At 70.6% G+C, this 16,449-nt stretch carries 18 protein-coding genes; 11 read left to right on the forward strand and 7 right to left on the reverse strand.

Annotated elements, in window-relative coordinates; all coding sequences use genetic code 11:
* Positions 1–240 precede the first annotated feature (240 nt).
* Positions 241–1,176: a homocysteine S-methyltransferase gene (gene mmuM / locus D7231_RS14775; RefSeq protein ID WP_120755873.1), complete on the reverse strand. Its 936-nt coding sequence runs from the start codon at positions 1,174–1,176 to the stop codon at positions 241–243.
* A gap of 151 nt (positions 1,177–1,327) precedes the next feature.
* Positions 1,328–2,251, reverse strand: a complete 924-nt coding sequence (locus D7231_RS14780; protein ID WP_120755874.1) for an LLM class F420-dependent oxidoreductase — start codon at positions 2,249–2,251, stop codon at positions 1,328–1,330.
* Positions 2,252–2,498: 247 nt separating this feature from the next.
* Here D7231_RS14780 and D7231_RS14785 point away from each other — a divergent pair, with 247 nt between their 5' ends.
* Positions 2,499–2,837, forward strand: coding sequence for a hypothetical protein (locus tag D7231_RS14785; protein WP_120755875.1), 339 nt, complete (start codon positions 2,499–2,501; stop codon positions 2,835–2,837).
* A gap of 11 nt (positions 2,838–2,848) precedes the next feature.
* Here D7231_RS14785 and D7231_RS14790 read toward each other — a convergent pair whose 3' ends face one another.
* The 5 genes from D7231_RS14790 to D7231_RS14810 form a co-directional block, all read right to left on the reverse strand.
* Positions 2,849–3,307, reverse strand: coding sequence for a DUF6099 family protein (locus D7231_RS14790; protein ID WP_120755876.1), 459 nt, complete (start codon positions 3,305–3,307; stop codon positions 2,849–2,851).
* A 130-nt stretch (positions 3,308–3,437) separates the two neighbouring features.
* Positions 3,438–3,800 carry a nucleotide pyrophosphohydrolase gene (locus D7231_RS14795; protein ID WP_120756050.1) on the reverse strand — a complete coding sequence of 121 codons (363 nt, stop codon included), beginning with the start codon at positions 3,798–3,800 and terminating at the stop codon, positions 3,438–3,440.
* A gap of 58 nt (positions 3,801–3,858) precedes the next feature.
* Positions 3,859–5,058, reverse strand: coding sequence for an AAA family ATPase (locus D7231_RS14800; protein WP_120755877.1), 1,200 nt, complete (start codon positions 5,056–5,058; stop codon positions 3,859–3,861).
* Positions 5,059–5,082: 24 nt separating this feature from the next.
* The gene (locus D7231_RS14805; protein ID WP_120755878.1) at positions 5,083–5,496 is read right to left on the reverse strand and encodes a cell division protein SepF; all 414 of its coding nucleotides are present in this window, start codon (positions 5,494–5,496) and stop codon (positions 5,083–5,085) included.
* Between the two features lie 371 nt (positions 5,497–5,867).
* Positions 5,868–6,194 carry a DUF2399 domain-containing protein gene (locus D7231_RS14810; protein WP_120755879.1) on the reverse strand — a complete coding sequence of 109 codons (327 nt, stop codon included), beginning with the start codon at positions 6,192–6,194 and terminating at the stop codon, positions 5,868–5,870.
* A 177-nt stretch (positions 6,195–6,371) separates the two neighbouring features.
* Here D7231_RS14810 and D7231_RS14815 point away from each other — a divergent pair, with 177 nt between their 5' ends.
* The 10 genes from D7231_RS14815 to D7231_RS14845 all read left to right on the forward strand — a co-directional run bounded on the left by D7231_RS14815 (position 6,372) and on the right by D7231_RS14845 (position 16,434).
* The gene (locus D7231_RS14815) at positions 6,372–6,824 is read left to right on the forward strand and encodes a hypothetical protein (RefSeq protein WP_120755880.1); all 453 of its coding nucleotides are present in this window, start codon (positions 6,372–6,374) and stop codon (positions 6,822–6,824) included.
* A 66-nt stretch (positions 6,825–6,890) separates the two neighbouring features.
* A complete protein-coding gene (locus D7231_RS36500; RefSeq protein ID WP_158673758.1) occupies positions 6,891–7,208 on the forward strand; it encodes a hypothetical protein in 318 nt (105 codons plus the stop codon).
* A 43-nt stretch (positions 7,209–7,251) separates the two neighbouring features.
* Positions 7,252–7,749, forward strand: coding sequence for a hypothetical protein (locus tag D7231_RS14820; protein WP_120756051.1), 498 nt, complete (start codon positions 7,252–7,254; stop codon positions 7,747–7,749).
* A gap of 108 nt (positions 7,750–7,857) precedes the next feature.
* Entirely contained in the window at positions 7,858–8,274 is a 417-nt protein-coding gene (locus tag D7231_RS14825) for a hypothetical protein (protein ID WP_120755881.1), read from the forward strand.
* Positions 8,271–8,618, forward strand: coding sequence for a hypothetical protein (locus D7231_RS36170; protein WP_147449731.1), 348 nt, complete (start codon positions 8,271–8,273; stop codon positions 8,616–8,618). Before D7231_RS14825 ends, D7231_RS36170 begins: the two co-directional genes overlap by 4 nt.
* Before the next feature lie 27 nt (positions 8,619–8,645).
* Entirely contained in the window at positions 8,646–8,816 is a 171-nt protein-coding gene (locus D7231_RS36505) for a hypothetical protein (RefSeq protein WP_158673759.1), read from the forward strand.
* A gap of 337 nt (positions 8,817–9,153) precedes the next feature.
* The gene (locus D7231_RS14830) at positions 9,154–10,962 is read left to right on the forward strand and encodes a type IV secretory system conjugative DNA transfer family protein (RefSeq protein ID WP_120755882.1); all 1,809 of its coding nucleotides are present in this window, start codon (positions 9,154–9,156) and stop codon (positions 10,960–10,962) included.
* A 131-nt stretch (positions 10,963–11,093) separates the two neighbouring features.
* Positions 11,094–12,542 carry a site-specific integrase gene (locus tag D7231_RS14835; RefSeq protein ID WP_338419861.1) on the forward strand — a complete coding sequence of 483 codons (1,449 nt, stop codon included), beginning with the start codon at positions 11,094–11,096 and terminating at the stop codon, positions 12,540–12,542.
* A complete protein-coding gene (locus tag D7231_RS14840; protein WP_120755884.1) occupies positions 12,542–14,278 on the forward strand; it encodes a hypothetical protein in 1,737 nt (578 codons plus the stop codon). Before D7231_RS14835 ends, D7231_RS14840 begins: the two co-directional genes overlap by 1 nt.
* A complete protein-coding gene (locus D7231_RS14845; protein WP_120755885.1) occupies positions 14,275–16,434 on the forward strand; it encodes a site-specific integrase in 2,160 nt (719 codons plus the stop codon). The genes D7231_RS14840 and D7231_RS14845 overlap by 4 nt, the downstream gene beginning before the upstream one ends.
* Positions 16,435–16,449: the final 15 nt, after the last annotated feature.

The following is a 16,449-nucleotide window of genomic DNA, read 5'->3' on the forward strand; positions in this document are numbered from 1 at the left end:
CCCGGTCCTCAAGCCCCCCGGTGACGCTGTGTTCACGTCCGTATCCACGCTAGCCGTGAACCGGTGGCCCGCGCCCGCGGTTGCGTCAACTGGACTGATGTGCATGAGAATTGGCGGATACTGCTTCCGGAGCTCCGGCTGCTGTACGCAGCCCCGGTGACTGGCTGGCCGACCGGCGGAACTGGGGGCTGGGCCGGGCTGAGGCCTGATCCGGGACCGGGACAGAGGGGTGGGGCCGGGCTACGCGGTCCCTGGGGCGCGGTCAGTGGCGAGGGCGCGGGCCAGCGCCTCGATCTCAACCGGCCCCACGCGGCAGCAGCCGCCCAGGAGGCGGGCGCCGGCCGCGCGCCATGTGGTGACGCGGTCGGGCGCGAAGGCCGGCCGCCCCGTCCAGGACCGGGCGGCGGCATCCCACTCCTCGCCGCTGTTGGGGTAGACCACGACGGGCTTACGGGCCGCCTCCGCCGCCGTCCGGACCGCCCCGTCGGCGTCGGCGGGGGTGCAGCAGTTGACCCCCACGGCGACGACCTGGTCGTTCCCGGCGGCCAGGGCGAAGGCCTCGCGCAGCGGCTGCCCCGCGCGGGTGCGCTCCCCCGCCGCGCTGTACGAGAGCCATACCGGCACGCCGCAGCCCGCCACGGCCCGCAGCAGCGCCTCCGCCTCGGCCACGTCCGGCACGGTCTCCAGCGCGAGCACGTCCGGCTCCGCTTCCACCAGCGTCTCGATCCGCGGCCGGTGGAAGCGCTCCAGCTCCGCGACGCTCAGCCCGTAACGGCCCCGGTATTCGCTCCCGTCGGCCAGAAAGGCACCGTACGGGCCGACGGACGCCGCGACCCACACGTCCTTCCCCGGTGCCTCCTTCTCCGCGGCGCTCCGGGCCAGCTCCACGCTGCGCCGCAGCAGCTCCGCCGCCCGCCGCCGGCCCAGGCCGCGGCGCGCGAAGCCCTCGAACGTGGCCTGATAGCTGGCGGTGATGAGGACCTGTGCGCCCGCCCGCACGTACGCGGCGTGCGCCTGCTCGATCTGCCCGGGGTCGTCGGCGAGCAGCCGGGCCGACCACAGGGCGTCGGACAGATCGCAGCCCTGCGCCGCCAGCTGGTTGGACAGCCCGCCGTCGAGCACGAGCGGACCGCGCACCAGCGCATCGGCGAAGGAAACGGTGGGGGCGGGCGTCACAGGGGAACTCCTCAATGGGGACGGGGGTCGTGGGGGCCGACTCAGGTACGGGGCCGGAACCGGAGGAACCGGGGCCGATGCCGGGCCATGCCCGGGGCCATGCCCGGGGCCGGGGCCGGGGCCGGGGCCTGGGCCTGGGCCTGGGCCGGCGTCAGCCCAGCTGGGACTGGACCTCGGAGGCGATCAGCTCCAGGTGGTCGAGGTCGTCCAGGTCCAGGATCTGGAAGTAGATCCGGGACGAACCGATGGCCGCGTACCGCCCGATCTTGTCGACCACCTCGGCCGGGGAGCCGGCCAGCCCGTTCTCCTTGAGCTCGTCCACCTCGCGCCCGATGACCGCCGCCCGTCGCGCGACCTCCGCGTCGTCCTTGCCGACGCAGGCGACGAGCACATTGGAGTACACGAGGTCGCCGCCCTTGCGGCCGGCCTCCTCCGCGGCCGCCCGCACCCGGCCGAACTGCCGCTCACTGTCCTCGACCGAGGCGAACGGGATGTTGAACTCGTCGGCGTACTTCGCGGCGAGGCGCGGCGTGCGCTTCGCACCGTGCCCGCCGATGAGCACGGGCAGCTTCTCCTGCGCCGGCTTGGGCAGCGCCGGGCTGTCGGTGAGCCGGTAGTACGTGCCGTCGAAGTCGAAGGTCTTGCCCACCTCCGTCTCCCACAGGCCCGTGACGATGGCGAGCTGCTCCTCCAGGCGCCCGAACTTCTCCTTCGGGAAGGGGATGCCGTAGGCCTTGTGCTCCTCCTCGAACCAGCCCGCCCCCAGGCCCAGCTCGACGCGCCCACCGGACATCTGGTCCACCTGCGCCACCTGGATGGCCAGCACGCCGGGCAGCCGGAACGTGCCCGCGGTCATCAGGGTGCCGAGCCGGATGCGGCGCGTCTCACGGGCGAGGCCCGCGAGGGTGATCCAGGCGTCGGTCGGCCCGGGCAGGCCGTCCGCGGAGCCCATGGCCAGGTAGTGGTCGGAGCGGAAGAAGGCGTCGAAGCCGAGGTCCTCGGTTGCCTTGGCGACCGTCAGCAGCGTGTCGTAGCTCGCCCCTTGCTGGGGCTCGGTGAAGATTCGCAGATCCATGCCTCCATCCTGCACTGCCGAACAGGCGTCAACCGACTGCGCCCTGCGCCGGTACACCCTCCCCGGTCGGGTGAAATTCCGCCGCCCCCGCCGAGCGGGTGAGCTCCGGCCAGTGTCCGCCGCGGCCGGTGGTCGTTGGCTCGGGCGGAGCCGGACCGCCCGGCCCGCGCACCGGTGCACCCTGCCGGAGGCGACGACTGCAACACCGCTCTCCCGCACCGGGAGGGCCGGGGCCGAGGAGGCCGCGATGACCCAGGAAGCCGTGCCCGACGAAACGGTGCCCGCAAAGCCCGCCGCCGGGCAGACCGGCGCGCCCAAGGGCCTGCTCCAGCAGATGGAGGAGCTGATGGCCGCGCTCAATGCCGACCTGTCGCAGCTCGACGCGGACCTGCAGCCGCGCGACGGGCACCCGGCGCCTGCTGGTACGCCTGCCAGTGCGCCTGCCGGTGCCTCCGCTGGTGCGTCCAGCGGCACATCCACCGGAGCGTCCACCGGCACATCCACCGGCACATCCGTCGGCACATCCGTCGATGCGCCCATCGACGTGCCCGTCGACGCGTCCGTCGACGGAAGGGATGCCCGCTGACCGCCCGCGCCTCACGCGGCACCGCCTTCCCGCTCGCGCGACGCGAGCCGTCTCTGTAACCAGCGCACTCTGTCGCTCGTCTCGTCGGCGGCGTCTATCGCTTCTATGCACTGCCAGTACATGGCGTCCTCGTCGGAGGAGCAGGCGACCCCCACGAGGGCGATGCCCACTTCCCCGAGAAGCCCGCAGAGCCCGGCCAACGCGCCCCAGGGATCGCGGACTTCGGTGAGCTGCCCGGCCCGTATCGCTCCGGCGCGCAGCGTCTGACGCAGCGCGCCGGACGCGCGGGCCCCGGCCTCGCTCAGGCTTCCCGCGGCGGCGCGGGCCTCGAAGGGCCCGTGGACCGCGAGGTGGCCGCCGACCGCACCCGCCAGCGCCTGGGTCTGCCATGCCTCGGTGACGATGTCGTGGACGGCCCTGGCCTGCGCCAGGGCCGTCCGGGTGGCTCCGATGAGCCGCACTGCGTCCATGACCCGGTCCCCCAACTTCCCGACTGTGCCGTGCCCACACCTTCTCACTACCCAGAGTGATGACTAACCGCCGGAAACGCCAGGGGAATTCAGAAATCTGTGGATACCAGATGGGGTGTGGATAACTCAATCACTCCGGAGAGTGACGATCCGGCGAATCCGGAGTGTCCCCATCCGGCACCGGATCCGGCACCGGGAACCGCTTCTCGTTGCGCTCGATCTTCGCGGCGAGGGCGGCGGCCGCGTCGATGCCCAGCACCTCGCAGAACTGCAACAGGTACGACAGGACGTCGGCGACCTCGTCCTCGACCTTCTCCGCCGTCCCCGGCCGGTCCATCACCCGCGCCGACTCCTCCGGAGTCAACCACTGGAAGATCTCGACCAGTTCCGACGCCTCGACGCTGAGCGCCGCGACGAGGTTCTTGGGCGTGTGGTACGGCTGCCAGCGGCGCGCGGCCGCGAAGTCCGCGAGACGCCGCTGCAACACCCGCAGCTCACTCTCCCCGCCGTCCGCTTCCCGGCCTTGATCGGCTCGGCGGCCCTCTCGATGTTCAGCATTCACCCCCAAGATCTACCACCGACACACCCTCGATGCCGGCCTCGAACTCCGCCCCCCGTACCGCCCCCACCAGCCGCACATGCCCCCGCTCCCCCATCCGTACCGCCAGGGCGAGCAGCTCGCGCGCCTGCCGGGCGTCCAGGCAGCGGTCGAAGCCGTCCGCGAGGACGGTGAGCGCCTGCCGCGCCTGAAGCACCTCGCCGACGGGGTCCATGTCCAGCACTCCGGGGCCGGTCATCAGCACCAGGCAGAGCGCGAGGTAGCGCAACTCGCCGTCCCCGAGCCGCGCCATCGGCACCCCGTCACCGGGCTTCCGCTCCAGCACGGCCTGCACGAGGCCGCTGCCCGCTTCCCGTACGGCCAGCCCGGCCACCGGGACGCGGCACCCGGCACCCACCGCCGCCACGAGCGCCGCGTGGCGGGTCGCGCACTCGTGGCGCGTACGGTCCAGGACCGCGGCGATGTTGTCGCAGGCGCCGCGCAGCAGCCCGTCATGGGCGACGGCGGGCATCCGCATGACCTCCGGGCGCGGGTCGCAGGCGAAGACCGCGCGCAGAGCCACGACGACCTGCTCGGCGGCGTCGAGGACGAGGCGCTGCCCGGCGGTCTTGCCCGCGACACGCAGGGGCAGCAGAGCGGTGCCGAGCCGGTCGTCCGGCAGGGGCGCGCGGGTGACGGGGACGGCGCCGGCCGTGTGCCAGGCGGCCTCCACGGCGCGGCGCCCCGGGTCCCGGAGGGCCGTCGAGAGGAGGGTGCGGCCGCAGCCCGTCATCCGTTCGCCGACGATGCGGAGCTCGGGCTCGGCCTGCACGGCGACGTCGACCCGCACGGGCCCCACGGGCCCCTCGACGGTGCAGCCGATGCGGAAGCCGCGCCGCCCTTGGGCGTCGGGCCGCGCCTGCTGAGGAACGCACGCCCCGGGGCCGCCGTCGACGATGGACAGGGCCTCACCCAGGTCATCCCCGCCGGCCAGCCGCGCGAGCACCCCGTACGCCTGGAGGGCACTGGACTTACCGGAGCCGCTCGGCCCCCGGAAGAGGGTGAGCGGGCCGAGCGCGAAGGTGGCGTTGCGGTGCGACTTGAAGGCGGAGAGCCGTAACTCGGTTACGACGGGCCGCTGCGTAGAAGAGGCGGAGGAGACGGCGGAAGGAACGCCGGAGGAAACGTCCGGTCGGGCACAGCGAGTGTCCATGCCCGGACCGTATGTGTCACATAATCAGCCAAACCGTTTCGGCTGATCACTTTTCCTACGATCGGGGTACCCCGATGCCACCTCCGTCCCTTCGGGAGTCAGCAGGAAGACGTTCGTGTCGACCCGGTGCATGCCACTGCCCAGGCCGAAGACGACGCCGCTGGAGAAGTCGAGGATGCGCTTGGCGACGTCCGTGTCGGCACTGGTGAGGTCCAGCAGCACCGGCACCCGCGCCATCAGGTGCTCGGCGACCTCGCGGGCGTCCGCGAAGATCTGGACCCGCAGCACGACCATGCGCCGCTGATCGGGATCGGCCGCCTGCTCATCCTCGGGCAGGGCCCGGTGATTGGGCCAGGACGGCCATGCGTGGTGACCACGGAGCGGGACGACCTCGGCCAGACCCTCCCACTGCTCATCGGTGGCCTCGGACCTGTTCACCGGCTCACCCCTCCGGGGAACGTGCTCGCTATATGCATCCCACAATCCTAGGGACAATCGTCACCCGCCGGGACCAATGACACGCCTGAGCGCCGGACGGCCCGGAGCCACAGCCCGTCCGGCGCTGTGCACGAGCTTTCATCGTCAACCCTCATAGACGCTGAAGGCGAACACGTCTGTCTTGGGCTGGCTCCGCCGGAACATCGACTGAGGCGCACGACGGCCCACCCGCCCCCACGATCCGCCCGCGCACGACGGCCGAGCCGTTCTGGTGTGCCGCCGCCGTGACCATGCGCTCCAGTGCCTCGGGGCCCATGCAGTCGTCCGCGTCGAGGAAGTAGACCCGGACGAAACGGCCTGGGCACGCACGATCACGCAAGATCCGCGAGGAGCAGGTCCAGGACCGTCTCCTCCTCGACGCGGACTCCGAGCTCGGTGAGGGCCGGTGCCAGGGCGGGGTCCCAGGGGGCCTCGGTGGGTGTGCCCGTCAGAGGCGGCAACGATGGGTTGGCGGCGGCCACGGCGCGGTAGTCGGTGGCCGTGTACCGCCAAGGGTGCCAGGGCACGCTGCGCAGCAGCACGGTCGCGATGCGCAGCCCGCCCCAGTCGAAGTCGCCGTGGTAGAGCAGCCTCGCGCCGTCTTCGTGGAGGTGGCGCAGGAGCGTGTGGGCGGCGGCGGACGGCTGGCCCAGCACCACACCCCCCGCGCCACCCCCACTGCGACAGCCCTATCCCCGACGCCAGCCAGGACCACCGCCATCGGTGGTGTCCCGCGCGGGCGTTGAGCGTAGCCGCGTGCCTCCGGGCACCGCCGTTCCCTCGTTGCCCCCGCCGGTGAGCCCTTCACGCTATCCCCCAGTACGGAGCACAGCCCTGTGGATAATCCAGACCCCCATGTCGTCGTCGGCCGTCACCCCGAATTCGACTACGTCGCCCTGAACACGCAGGACTTGTTCGTCGCCGACCACGTGCTCAAGCTCCTGGGCTTCCAGCCCGTCCCCGGCAGCAAGCTCTACGCCCTGGCCAACCCCGGGCACGACGGCGAACGCCGTACCCGGCAGGCCATCGCCTCCCTGCGCGCCGCTCGCTACCAGGTCGCCGCCGACATCAGCCTCGACCCCGCACCGCCTCAGCAGGCCGCCACCCAGCGCCGCACCAACGAGCAGCAGCAGACCACGACGCAGGGCAGGGTGCAGCGGACGACGCCGACCGCTCAGGCCGCGGTCGTGAAGTCCGCTGCCTGGCAGAGCCGTACCGATCTCCAGCCCATTCCGCCCAAGCCGAAGAATCCTCCGCTGTGGGCTCCCCGCAGCCAGATACGCCGTTGAGGTCCCATGGGTCTGACACCAGCCGACCGTGTCGCCGGCGCACGCTCCACAGCAGAAGCGGCACGCATGCTCCAGGAAGCGATCGAAGATCCGCGTGGTCATCTGTCGGGTCTCTATGACCTGTTGGAGAGGGCCAGCATCTGGTTCGACGAGCACCCCGGCCTCAGCCCCGGCGATGCCGCCCGGCGGCTCCGCGATGCCACTGCCGCGCTGGATGCGATCGGGGACGACGTCGTCCGGCTCACCGAAGATCTCACCCGATCCCCCGCACCCACGCTCCGCGGTACGGGGTCTCGGCCGCACACCGTGCACCCCTTCGGTCCGCCCGGTCCGGGCCGGCCACCGCGCGCTGCCGCGCCGCCCAGTCACCGTGCCCGCCGCTGACCCTCCTCATTCCCTTCAAGCCCCGGCCGAATTGGAGAACTTCATGGCTGTCCGTACTCACTGGACCATCAACCACACGTGCGGCCATCAGGCCGAGCACGACCTGTCCGATCGCGCCGCCGACCGACGCGCCGGCTTCGCCCGCTGGCTTGAGGCCCGCGACTGCTCCGACTGCTGGAAGGCCGCCCGCGAGAGCAGTCCTGCGGATACGAAACAGTGGCTCGCCGCCCGGCGCGCCGAAGAGCAGGAAGCGGCCACCGAGTGGGAGCAGCGCTACGAAATGCCGCCGCTGGAGGGCCCGGAGAAGGCGCTGGGGTGGGCCGTGCGGTGCCGGCACCAGCTGGTGACCGCCGCATACATCGCCCTGGCCGTCGAAGGCGAGCTCGACGACGCGGACTGGTCGGAGATCGAGGAGAAGGTCCGTACGGTCACACGGGCCGGGTGGTGGATCGACCAACGCGATGCCGACGGCGCCGATCTGCCGGAGCTGCTCGAGGCGGCAACCGACGCCGACCGCCCGACCGAGAACCCCTACGTGTAGCAGAGCAGCTATAGCCCCTCATGACCGGTTCAAGAAACCGGCTTCGCCCCACGGCCCTTGACCTTCGCCGTCTCTTTTCACCGTTCCACCCCCGTTGAGGACCCGTCGATGCCCGACTCCGCTCCCCTTTCCGTCCACGCCACCGACACTGTCACTCCCAGCCGGCAGGTCCGGCACGACCACTTCGCTCCCGGCGACCGCGTCGTGGTCATCCGGGGCAGCCTGGACGGCGACCTCCATGGCGATGACCTGACCGTCGTCGCGCCGCCCTGGCACACCCCCACCGGCCAGGACGGCTGGCGCACCCGCAACCCCCAGGGCGGCGCCCACACCTTCACCACCGCGCACCCGCGCTATCTGATCCACGTCGAGCAGCACTGCCCCGACTGTGTCGCCTTCTTCCGCGCCCTGGCCGCCGAGCTGCTGCCACAACTGCCCAAGCTCGGGTGCGCGGAAGGGGACTGGTACCGCTTCACCGCACTCGACCAGCTCGTGCACCGCGACGACTACGGCCTAGCGGCATGATCGCCCTCTGGAGCCGCGAGGGCGATGCCAACACCGTCGTGCAGGACGTCCTGCAGACCGCGGAGCCCGATACCCCACCCGTCCCTGCCTCACAGATTCCCGCCTCGTCTCACATGTTCCCCAGCTTCACCACGACCGCCGGACCTGCAGCCCGGCTGACTCGCCACCTCTTCTACCGCCTGCGCCGACTGCTCCACCGCCGCATCAGCCGCTATGCCTCCGCTCGCGCGGCGCACGCCCCGCGTACGGGCATCCCGCTGGCTACTGGCCTCTCCGGCGCGCTCGACGAGAGCCGCCGAACGTCCGGCACGGCACCTCCACTTGGCACCCGAACCGGGAAGTGAGCGGCCGTCGTTGACAGTTCCGTCCCGGTGACGATCGAGGAGGCGGATCGGATCGCAGCCGATCTGATCCACCTGCTCGGCCGAAGCCTGCGCACCACAATCGAGCCCCGGGCTGCGGCCCACCCGATGAAGGCCATCCTCCATCCCAGAACCGGCGTGCTGGAGCGGCTCTCCGACTTGCTGTCCACCGCCGGCTGACTCGCCCGCGACCGCGTCGACCCTCAGGAACTGGGCCCACCCGCTTACGACCTGCGGCACGCCATCGCCCAGGCCGCCGAGGACATCACCGACGACGCCAACGGCCTCGTGGACACCGCCACCCGTTTGGACCGTCTACCCGCCGTCAGCCGCGCGCCTCCGGCCGGCAGACCCTCCGTAGCGAATCCACCGCTCGCCCTCCCTCGCGGCGCTCCCCCGGCCCGGCCCCTGCCCGTCGCATCTCCCGCGCCCAGTCGCCGTGGCCGCTGAACCCAGCGCATCCCCCGCGCCTCTCGCGCTCCCCCATCTCTCCCACACCACCACAGGACCATCCGCTTTGCCTCCTCGCACATCCCCGTCCGCGACCTCCTCCCCGGCCACGGACCTCCTCTTCCGCATCCTGATCGGCGCCATCGCCGTCTTCATCCCCTTCGCCACCGCCTCCTGGATCGGCGGCAACACCGTCGCCTTCCTCACCACCGACGCCGACTCCCGTGCCCCCTTCCGCCCCGCCGACGCGCTCCTCCACCCGCACGACCTCTGGCCCAAGACCGGCGACACCGCCCTGACCATCGGCACCCTCGTCTTCCCCTGCGTCCTCCTCGTGGCCATCGCCGCCATCGCCGCGCGGCTCTACATGCGCCACAAGAACGGCACGAAGGGCCGCAAGGCCGTCAAGGGGATGGCCACTCGGCGGGACGTCGAGCCGCTGCTCGCCCGGCAGATCACCGCCAAGGCCAAGGAGCTGCGCCCGAGCCTGGCCAAGAGCGGGACGAAGAAGATCGATCCGCAGGAGATCGGCGTTCTGCTCGGGGATCTCGCCGGCACCCGGCACGAGATCCGCATGGGCTACGAGGACGTGGCCGTGGCCATCATGGCCCCCCGCTCTGGCAAGACGACCTGCCTGGCCATCCCGGCGATTCTCGGAGCCCCGGGCGCTGTCCTGCTGACGTCCAACAAGGCCGCGGGCGACGCCTATACGGCCACGCTGGAGGCCCGGGGGAAGGTGGGGCGGACATGGTCGATGGATCCTCAGCAGATCGCGCACGCCCCGCGGGAGATGTGGTGGAACCCCCTCGCTGATGCCACCAGTCTCGAAGGCGCCGGCCGCCTGGCCGGCCACTTCGTCGCCGCCTCCGTCGACAGCAGCAACGCCGGCGACTTCTGGTCCAAAGCCGCGCAGAACATCCTCGGCCAGCTCTTCCTGGCCGCTGCCCTCGACCAGCGCCCGATCACCGACGTGATGCAGTGGCTGGCCTTCCCTGCCGACCGCACCCCGCTGGACCTGCTACGTGACCACGGCTTCGACGCCGTCGCCGCCCAGCTCAAGGGCACCGTCGAGGGCCCGCCCGAGACCCGAGACGGCATCTACGAGACCGCCCGCCAGTACGCAGCCTGCCTGCTCTCGGCCGACATCGCCGCCTGGATCACCCCGCAGGACGACGTCGCGGAATTCCGGCCCGCCGAGTTCGTCCAGGGCCGCGACACCTTGTACCTGCTGTCGAAGGACGGCGGTGGCGGAGCGAGCGCGCTGATCGCCGCGTGCGCGGACTCGGTGATGCGCACGGCGACCGCACACGCCGAACGTTCCGGAGGCCGCCTGGACCCGCCGATGCTCGCGGTCCTCGACGAGGCAGCCAACGTATGCAAGATCAGCGACCTCCCCGACCTGTACTCCCACCTCGGATCCCGCGGGATCATCCCCATCACCATCCTGCAGTCCTACCGCCAGGGCCAGAAGGTCTGGGGCGACTCGGGCATGGACGCGATGTGGAGCGCGGCCACCATCAAGGTCATCGGCTCCGGTATCGACGATCCGGACTTCGCCGACAAGCTCTCCCGGATGATCGGCGACCACGACGTCGAAACCGTCTCCACCTCCACCTCCGAGTCCGGCACCTCGAAGTCCGTCTCGATGCGCCAAGAGCGGATCCTGCCCGCCGACGCCATCCGCGCCCTCGCCAAGGGAACCGCCATCTGCCTCGCCACCGGCATGCGCGCCGCCATGCTCACCCTGCGCCCCTGGTACAAGGAGCCCGGCGCCGCCGAACTGTCCGCCGCTTCCCAGCGCGCCTCGCAGGCCATCACGGCCCGTGCCGTCGCCAAGGCCGCGCCGAAGCAGGACAACTTCGGGCAGGCCGCGTGATCCTGGACCTGTTTGCCGGCCCTTCTGTTGGCAGAGTGGTCATGTCTCATTCGAGGGCTCCTCCCACTCTGACCTGCGAGTTTGCGCGTTGCGATTGGCCAAGTCGCATACGTACGGTCATGCAGGTGTTCATGACGTACTTCTCACCGACCGGCTGGGAGACCTGGGGGCTGTCGAGCCAGCCGGTAATCCCGGAACGCATGCCGGTCCTGATCGACAAGGACCTCCGCTTCGAAGATGCGGCTGGCCCTCGCACCACAACGGTGCTCAACCGGTGGCTCCAGGAGCTCCCAGTGCTCGGTTGTCCGGCGCCGGACTCGTGGGAGACCTATGCCCGAGTCGCGCGGGACTGGACGGTGTTCCTGACCGAGCGGGGCATCCGCCTCTTCGATAGCCGCGCGGAGTTGAAGCGCGGCCTGAGCGCGTACGCCGTGCACCGTGCAATCGGTCCAGTGGAGGCTCGCTTTGCGGCGTCCACCTGGAACCAGCACATGAGCATCTTGTCGGGCCTGTACGGGTGGGCGGTGGACGAGCAGTACGCGAGCGCGGTGCCGTTCACCTACAAGCAGGCCGTCACGGTGTACGGCGACCAGGTGCGGATGCGGCCGGTGAACTTGGCCAAGCGCCGGATGCCGAAGCCCCATGTGACGATCAAGTACTTCGAAGAGGACTTCGAGGGCCTGTTCCTGAAGGGGCTGGCGGGGCTGTGCCCGGACGGCAGCGAGGACCCGTGCTATCGGGGGAGGACGACAGCGCGCAATGCGGCGGTGGGCGGGTTCGCCCTGTCCAACGGGATGCGGCGGCAGGAGTTCACGTACTTGCTGTCGTGCGAGGTGCCGGCGTTGCCGCGGCGGCGGTCGCCGCTGCCGATCCGGGTGCCGGTGCCGGCCGGGATCACCAAGGGCCGGAAGTTCCGCACCACGTGGACGACGTATGACGCGTTGGCCCGACTGCACCAGTACTTGCGGATGCAGCGTGTGCTGGCGGCGACGGGCTCGTCGTGGCGGCCGCCATCGCGCTGGGGTGACCCGCTGGTGGTGACGGAGGCCGACGAGGTCGGCGGCCGGGTCAACGGGGAACGGGTGGCCTGGGCTGAGCTGACGCCGCGCGAGCGCCGGCTACTGGTGGCGCCGGACGGTGGCTCGATGCTGCTGGCCTTGCAGGCGGACGGGAGCCCGTTTCTGGACTGGGGCACCGTCTTCAAGCGGACCTCGCAGCGCATCCGGGAGCGATTCGAGCCGCGGTTCCCCCACACCGCCCCGCACCGATGCCGGCACACGTTCGCGATCAGGACGCTGGAGCGGCTCGTCGGCGGCTACTACGCCCAAGCGGCGAAGCTCGTCAAGGACACCGACGCGGACGCGGCCCTCGCGCTCTATTTGAGCAAGACCGATCCGGTCATGGTGCTGCGAGATTTGCTCGGCCATTCCAGCGTCCTGACCACGGAGGTTTACCTCCGGCGCCTGGATACGACCCGGATCTACCGCGACGCCTACGAGCGCGCGGGCCATGACCACGCCCTTCTCGCCGAGGCGGGGCGGGAAGCCGACGACGAATTCGACGAGGACGACGACATCTGATGCCCGCAGAGATCCTGGAGAACCCGCTGCGCCTGTCCTGCACCTTTACCCGGGGCACCACCTCGGTGCTGAAGGTCGACGATGCCCTCAATCCGCTCTTGACCCGGGAGTTGCTGACGGGCCTGGTCTACCTGATGCACCCACACGGCAAGGGCGACTCGCACCGCACGCTGGAGAAGCACAAGGGCACGATCGACTGGTTCGTCGCGGCGCTCGCTGAGCGCGGCCATCAGGGCGGTTTGGCTGGTCTGACCCGCGCGATGCTCGCGGAGTTGTGGTGGTCGGCCGGCAACCGGCGTGAGGCGGAGAGCCGTAGCCTGCTGGCGGCCCTGGACGCGGAGACCGGGGTGCTCGCCCCGGATGTGCGGTCACTTGTGGGCGGGCGCCTCTACAACCGTTATCCCGACTACGAGCCGCATGAACCGTATGACGAGGTCGCCTGGAAGAACCTGGCCGATGCCTGCCGGCAGGTCATCAAGGAGACCTGGGCGGCCCACCGGGCGGCCCGGACGGCAGCCGAGATCGGCCGGGATCCGTACGCGCACGGCTGGACGCACGAGAACATCTGCTGGCAGATGGTCCACCACGGGCCCGCCACGAGCGCCGAACTGGGGGCACGGGTCGGCTGGACGAGTAGCCAGGCGCGATACCGGATCGGGTCCGTGCACGCCCAGCGCCAGGCCCTGTTCCCCGGGCCTCAGGTGATGCTCGCCTACCAGCTGCTGTTCGGCGTCTACACCGGGATCGTGCCCGACGGCATCGACGACCTGGGCATCGAGGACCTGGAGTGGGCCGGGCAGGCCACCATCCTGCTGCGCTACCTCAAGGGCCGCACCTCGCACGAGAGCCTGACCCTGTCGAAGAAGGCCGTGCGGCTGCTGGAGCGCTGGCTCGAGCATTCCGCCCTGTTGCGCGTGCACTGCCCGCCCGAGCTGCGGGAGGGGCTGTGGCTGCGGTTCGAGCCCAGCGCTTCCGGGCCTCACCGGCGAGGTCCCTGGCAGACCAGTCGTGCCTACCGCACCACCCTGGCCCAGTGGGTGAACGATCGCGGTGTGGTCGATGCGAACGGTGCCGTGATTCGCCTGCACCGCCACGTGATCCGCACGACCTTCGAGTCGCATCGCGACCGCGGTTCGTGGTTCGGCAGCCGTCGTTCCACCATCGACCCCAACCACTCCCCGGCTGTCGAGGGCGATCACTACTTGTCCGCGATGACGGCGGCCCAGAAGAACGCGGTCGAGGAGATTGTGGAGCAGGCCCAGGGCGACCTGCTGCGCAAGAGCCGCCCGCCGATGGTGCTCGGCGAGCAGGACATCGCTCATCTCGCCGAGCAGTTTCCCCAGCTGGTGTCCGAGTTGGAGCTGGATGAGGCGGCGATCGCCGAGCTGGTGGGCGGGCAGCGCGATGTGTTCGTGGCGTCCTGCGCCGACCCGCTCGCGGGAGTGCACGGCCCCAAGGGCAAGCCGTGTCCGGCCCGACCGTGGGTCTGCCTGCTGTGTCCCCTGGCGCTGTTCACGCCCGCACATGCGGTGAATCTGCTGCGGATGAAGGCATTCTTCGCCCGCCAGTGGCAGCAGCTGCCGGCAGCCCAGTTCATGGCCGTCTTCGGCCACTACGCCCAGCGGATCGACGAGGTGTTGGCCAGGTACGACCCGGCTCAGCTCGCCCTGGCGACCACCGAGGTCGCGGACACCGACGACGAGATCCCCCTGCTGCCGGAGGAAAGCACCCGATGACCACGCCCACTCACCTGACCCCGCTGTCCGCGGCCACCGCGGCGTCGCCGTTCGCTGGCGCCGACCTGTGCCGCCTGGCCGGCTTCACGCTCCCCACCGGGGCGCCCCGCCCTGTGTTCGAGGACGACATCTGGGACTTCTCCCAGGTCATCGGCATGCCCGCCTACCTGGCGAATTGTGCTCGGCGCCTGGACTTCACCCAGATCCTCAACCCGCGGTGGAAGACCGTGGCCAAGGAGTACGCCGCAGCCCAGATGGCCCCGGGCCACGAGGCTGTGCGGCTGCTGCCGTACGCCAACCGCAATATCAAGGCGATCGGCACCATCTACCGCGAGCTGCTGGAGCTGGTCCGCTGGCTGAACTGGCTGACGGCCCGCGGCATCCGGCACCTGGACGAGGTGACCGAACATCACTGCACGTCCTTCGCCCAGTACCGGGCAACACACCGCCCCAACGGTACGAAGACCCCGCACCGCGAGAGCGTCCACAAGCTCGTCGCCTCGGTGATCCTCGGGCTGGTGCAGTATGGCGAGCTGTTCACCACCGACCGCTACCGCGACGGACTGCGGCCCTTCGCCGGGCACACAGCCGACGAGGTCGCCGGCACGGACTCCGGTCCGACGGAGAACAAAATCCAGCCGGTGGCGGACGAGGTGTTCCAGCCCCTGCTGGCCGCTGCCCTCTACCTCGTGCAGACCCTTGCTCCGCACCTGGTGCGCGAGCTGGAGACCAAGCGGCACGAGGATGCCGTCCGCGCATCGCTGCCGGTTTCCGCCCTCACCAACCCGGTCACTCTGGAAGAGGTCTTGCATCGCCATGTCACCGAGAGGCAGCCCTTTAACCTCCTGCCCACCTGGTCCAAGTCCCGGACCTGGGGGCTGGGCAAGGAGGACCCGCTGGTCAGGGTCAATCTCCGCGCCATCGCCCACGAGGCGGGGAAGGGCGTCATCAGTCCTCAACTGCTCAGCCAGATGCGAGCCGCTATCGAGAAGGCCGTGCAGGACGCTGGGGTGGCCGAGCCCTTCTGCCGTGATGCCACGTTGATGGAGCGGGCCGGCGGCCACGGATCGGCGCCCTGGTCGCTGCCGCTGGCTGAGCGGGACCTGCGCACGTTGACCGGGGTGGTCAAGACCGCCACCCACCTGGTCATCGTGGCGCTGTCCGGGATGCGCCAGAGCGAGCTGCGCGAGATGAACGTCGGCTGCCGCGTCCCACCCGTGGAAGCCGGGCCGGGACTGGTGCGCTACAAGTTGGCCAGCCGCGTCGTCAAGGACAAGCCGCTGGGCGGCGTCGCGGACGAGTGGGTCGTGGTCAAGGAAGCGTACGACGCGGCCGAGGTCGCCGAACAGCTCCTGGGCCCTGACACCGACATCGGTGACCCGCTGGTCACCGGCCCCTTGGACCGCACCCGCTTCACTACATTCCGGAACTGGGTGAACGGACCCGCCGGCCAGCGGCTGGGGCTGGTTCCTATCCCCGACGGACCAGTGACGGCACGGATGCTGCGGCGCACGCTTGCCCTGGAAATCGCCTACCGGCCCGGCGGTCTCCTGGCGGCAAAGGTGCAGCTCAAGCACCTGTCTGTGGTCACAACGGAAGGCTACGCGGCGCGTCCGGGCGGGGCCCAGGCCAAGTTCCTAGCCGAAGTCAACGCGGAGGAGAACGAGCGCAACAAGGACCTCGTCCTCACCGAGTTCCGACGCTACCAGCAAGGGCACCTCCCCGCGGGTCCCGGCGCCCGCGATCTGATCGACTTCTTCGCCAGCGTCGACAGGCAGATCGCTCGCACGAGCGCCGAGAACTCCGTCGTGGTGGACAGCGATCAGCAGGTCCGCGATCTTCTAGCCTCCCGCGCCGAGGTCCTTCACCTCGGAGTGGCGAACTACTGCTGGTTCGTTGACCCCTCCAAGGCACTGTGCCTGAAACTGGCCGGCACCCCCGATGCCACGAAGCCCCTGGTGGGCATGTGCGATTCCTCGCGCTGCCCCCAGGCCACCCACCATCCCTGCCACCGGCCCGTCTGGGCCACCAGCGCCCAGACCAAGCAGGCGTTCATCGGCTCCATCGCCCGCCGACAGAAAACCGAAAAAGCCCGACTTCAGGCGGGCTTGGACCGCGACCTGGCCGTCCTCGCCACCATCGACGCCACCGTGTGAAAAGGAGACCCACTC

The sequence above is a fragment of the Streptomyces klenkii genome (assembly GCF_003626645.1).
Classification (GTDB): Bacteria; Actinomycetota; Actinomycetes; order Streptomycetales; family Streptomycetaceae; genus Streptomyces; species Streptomyces klenkii.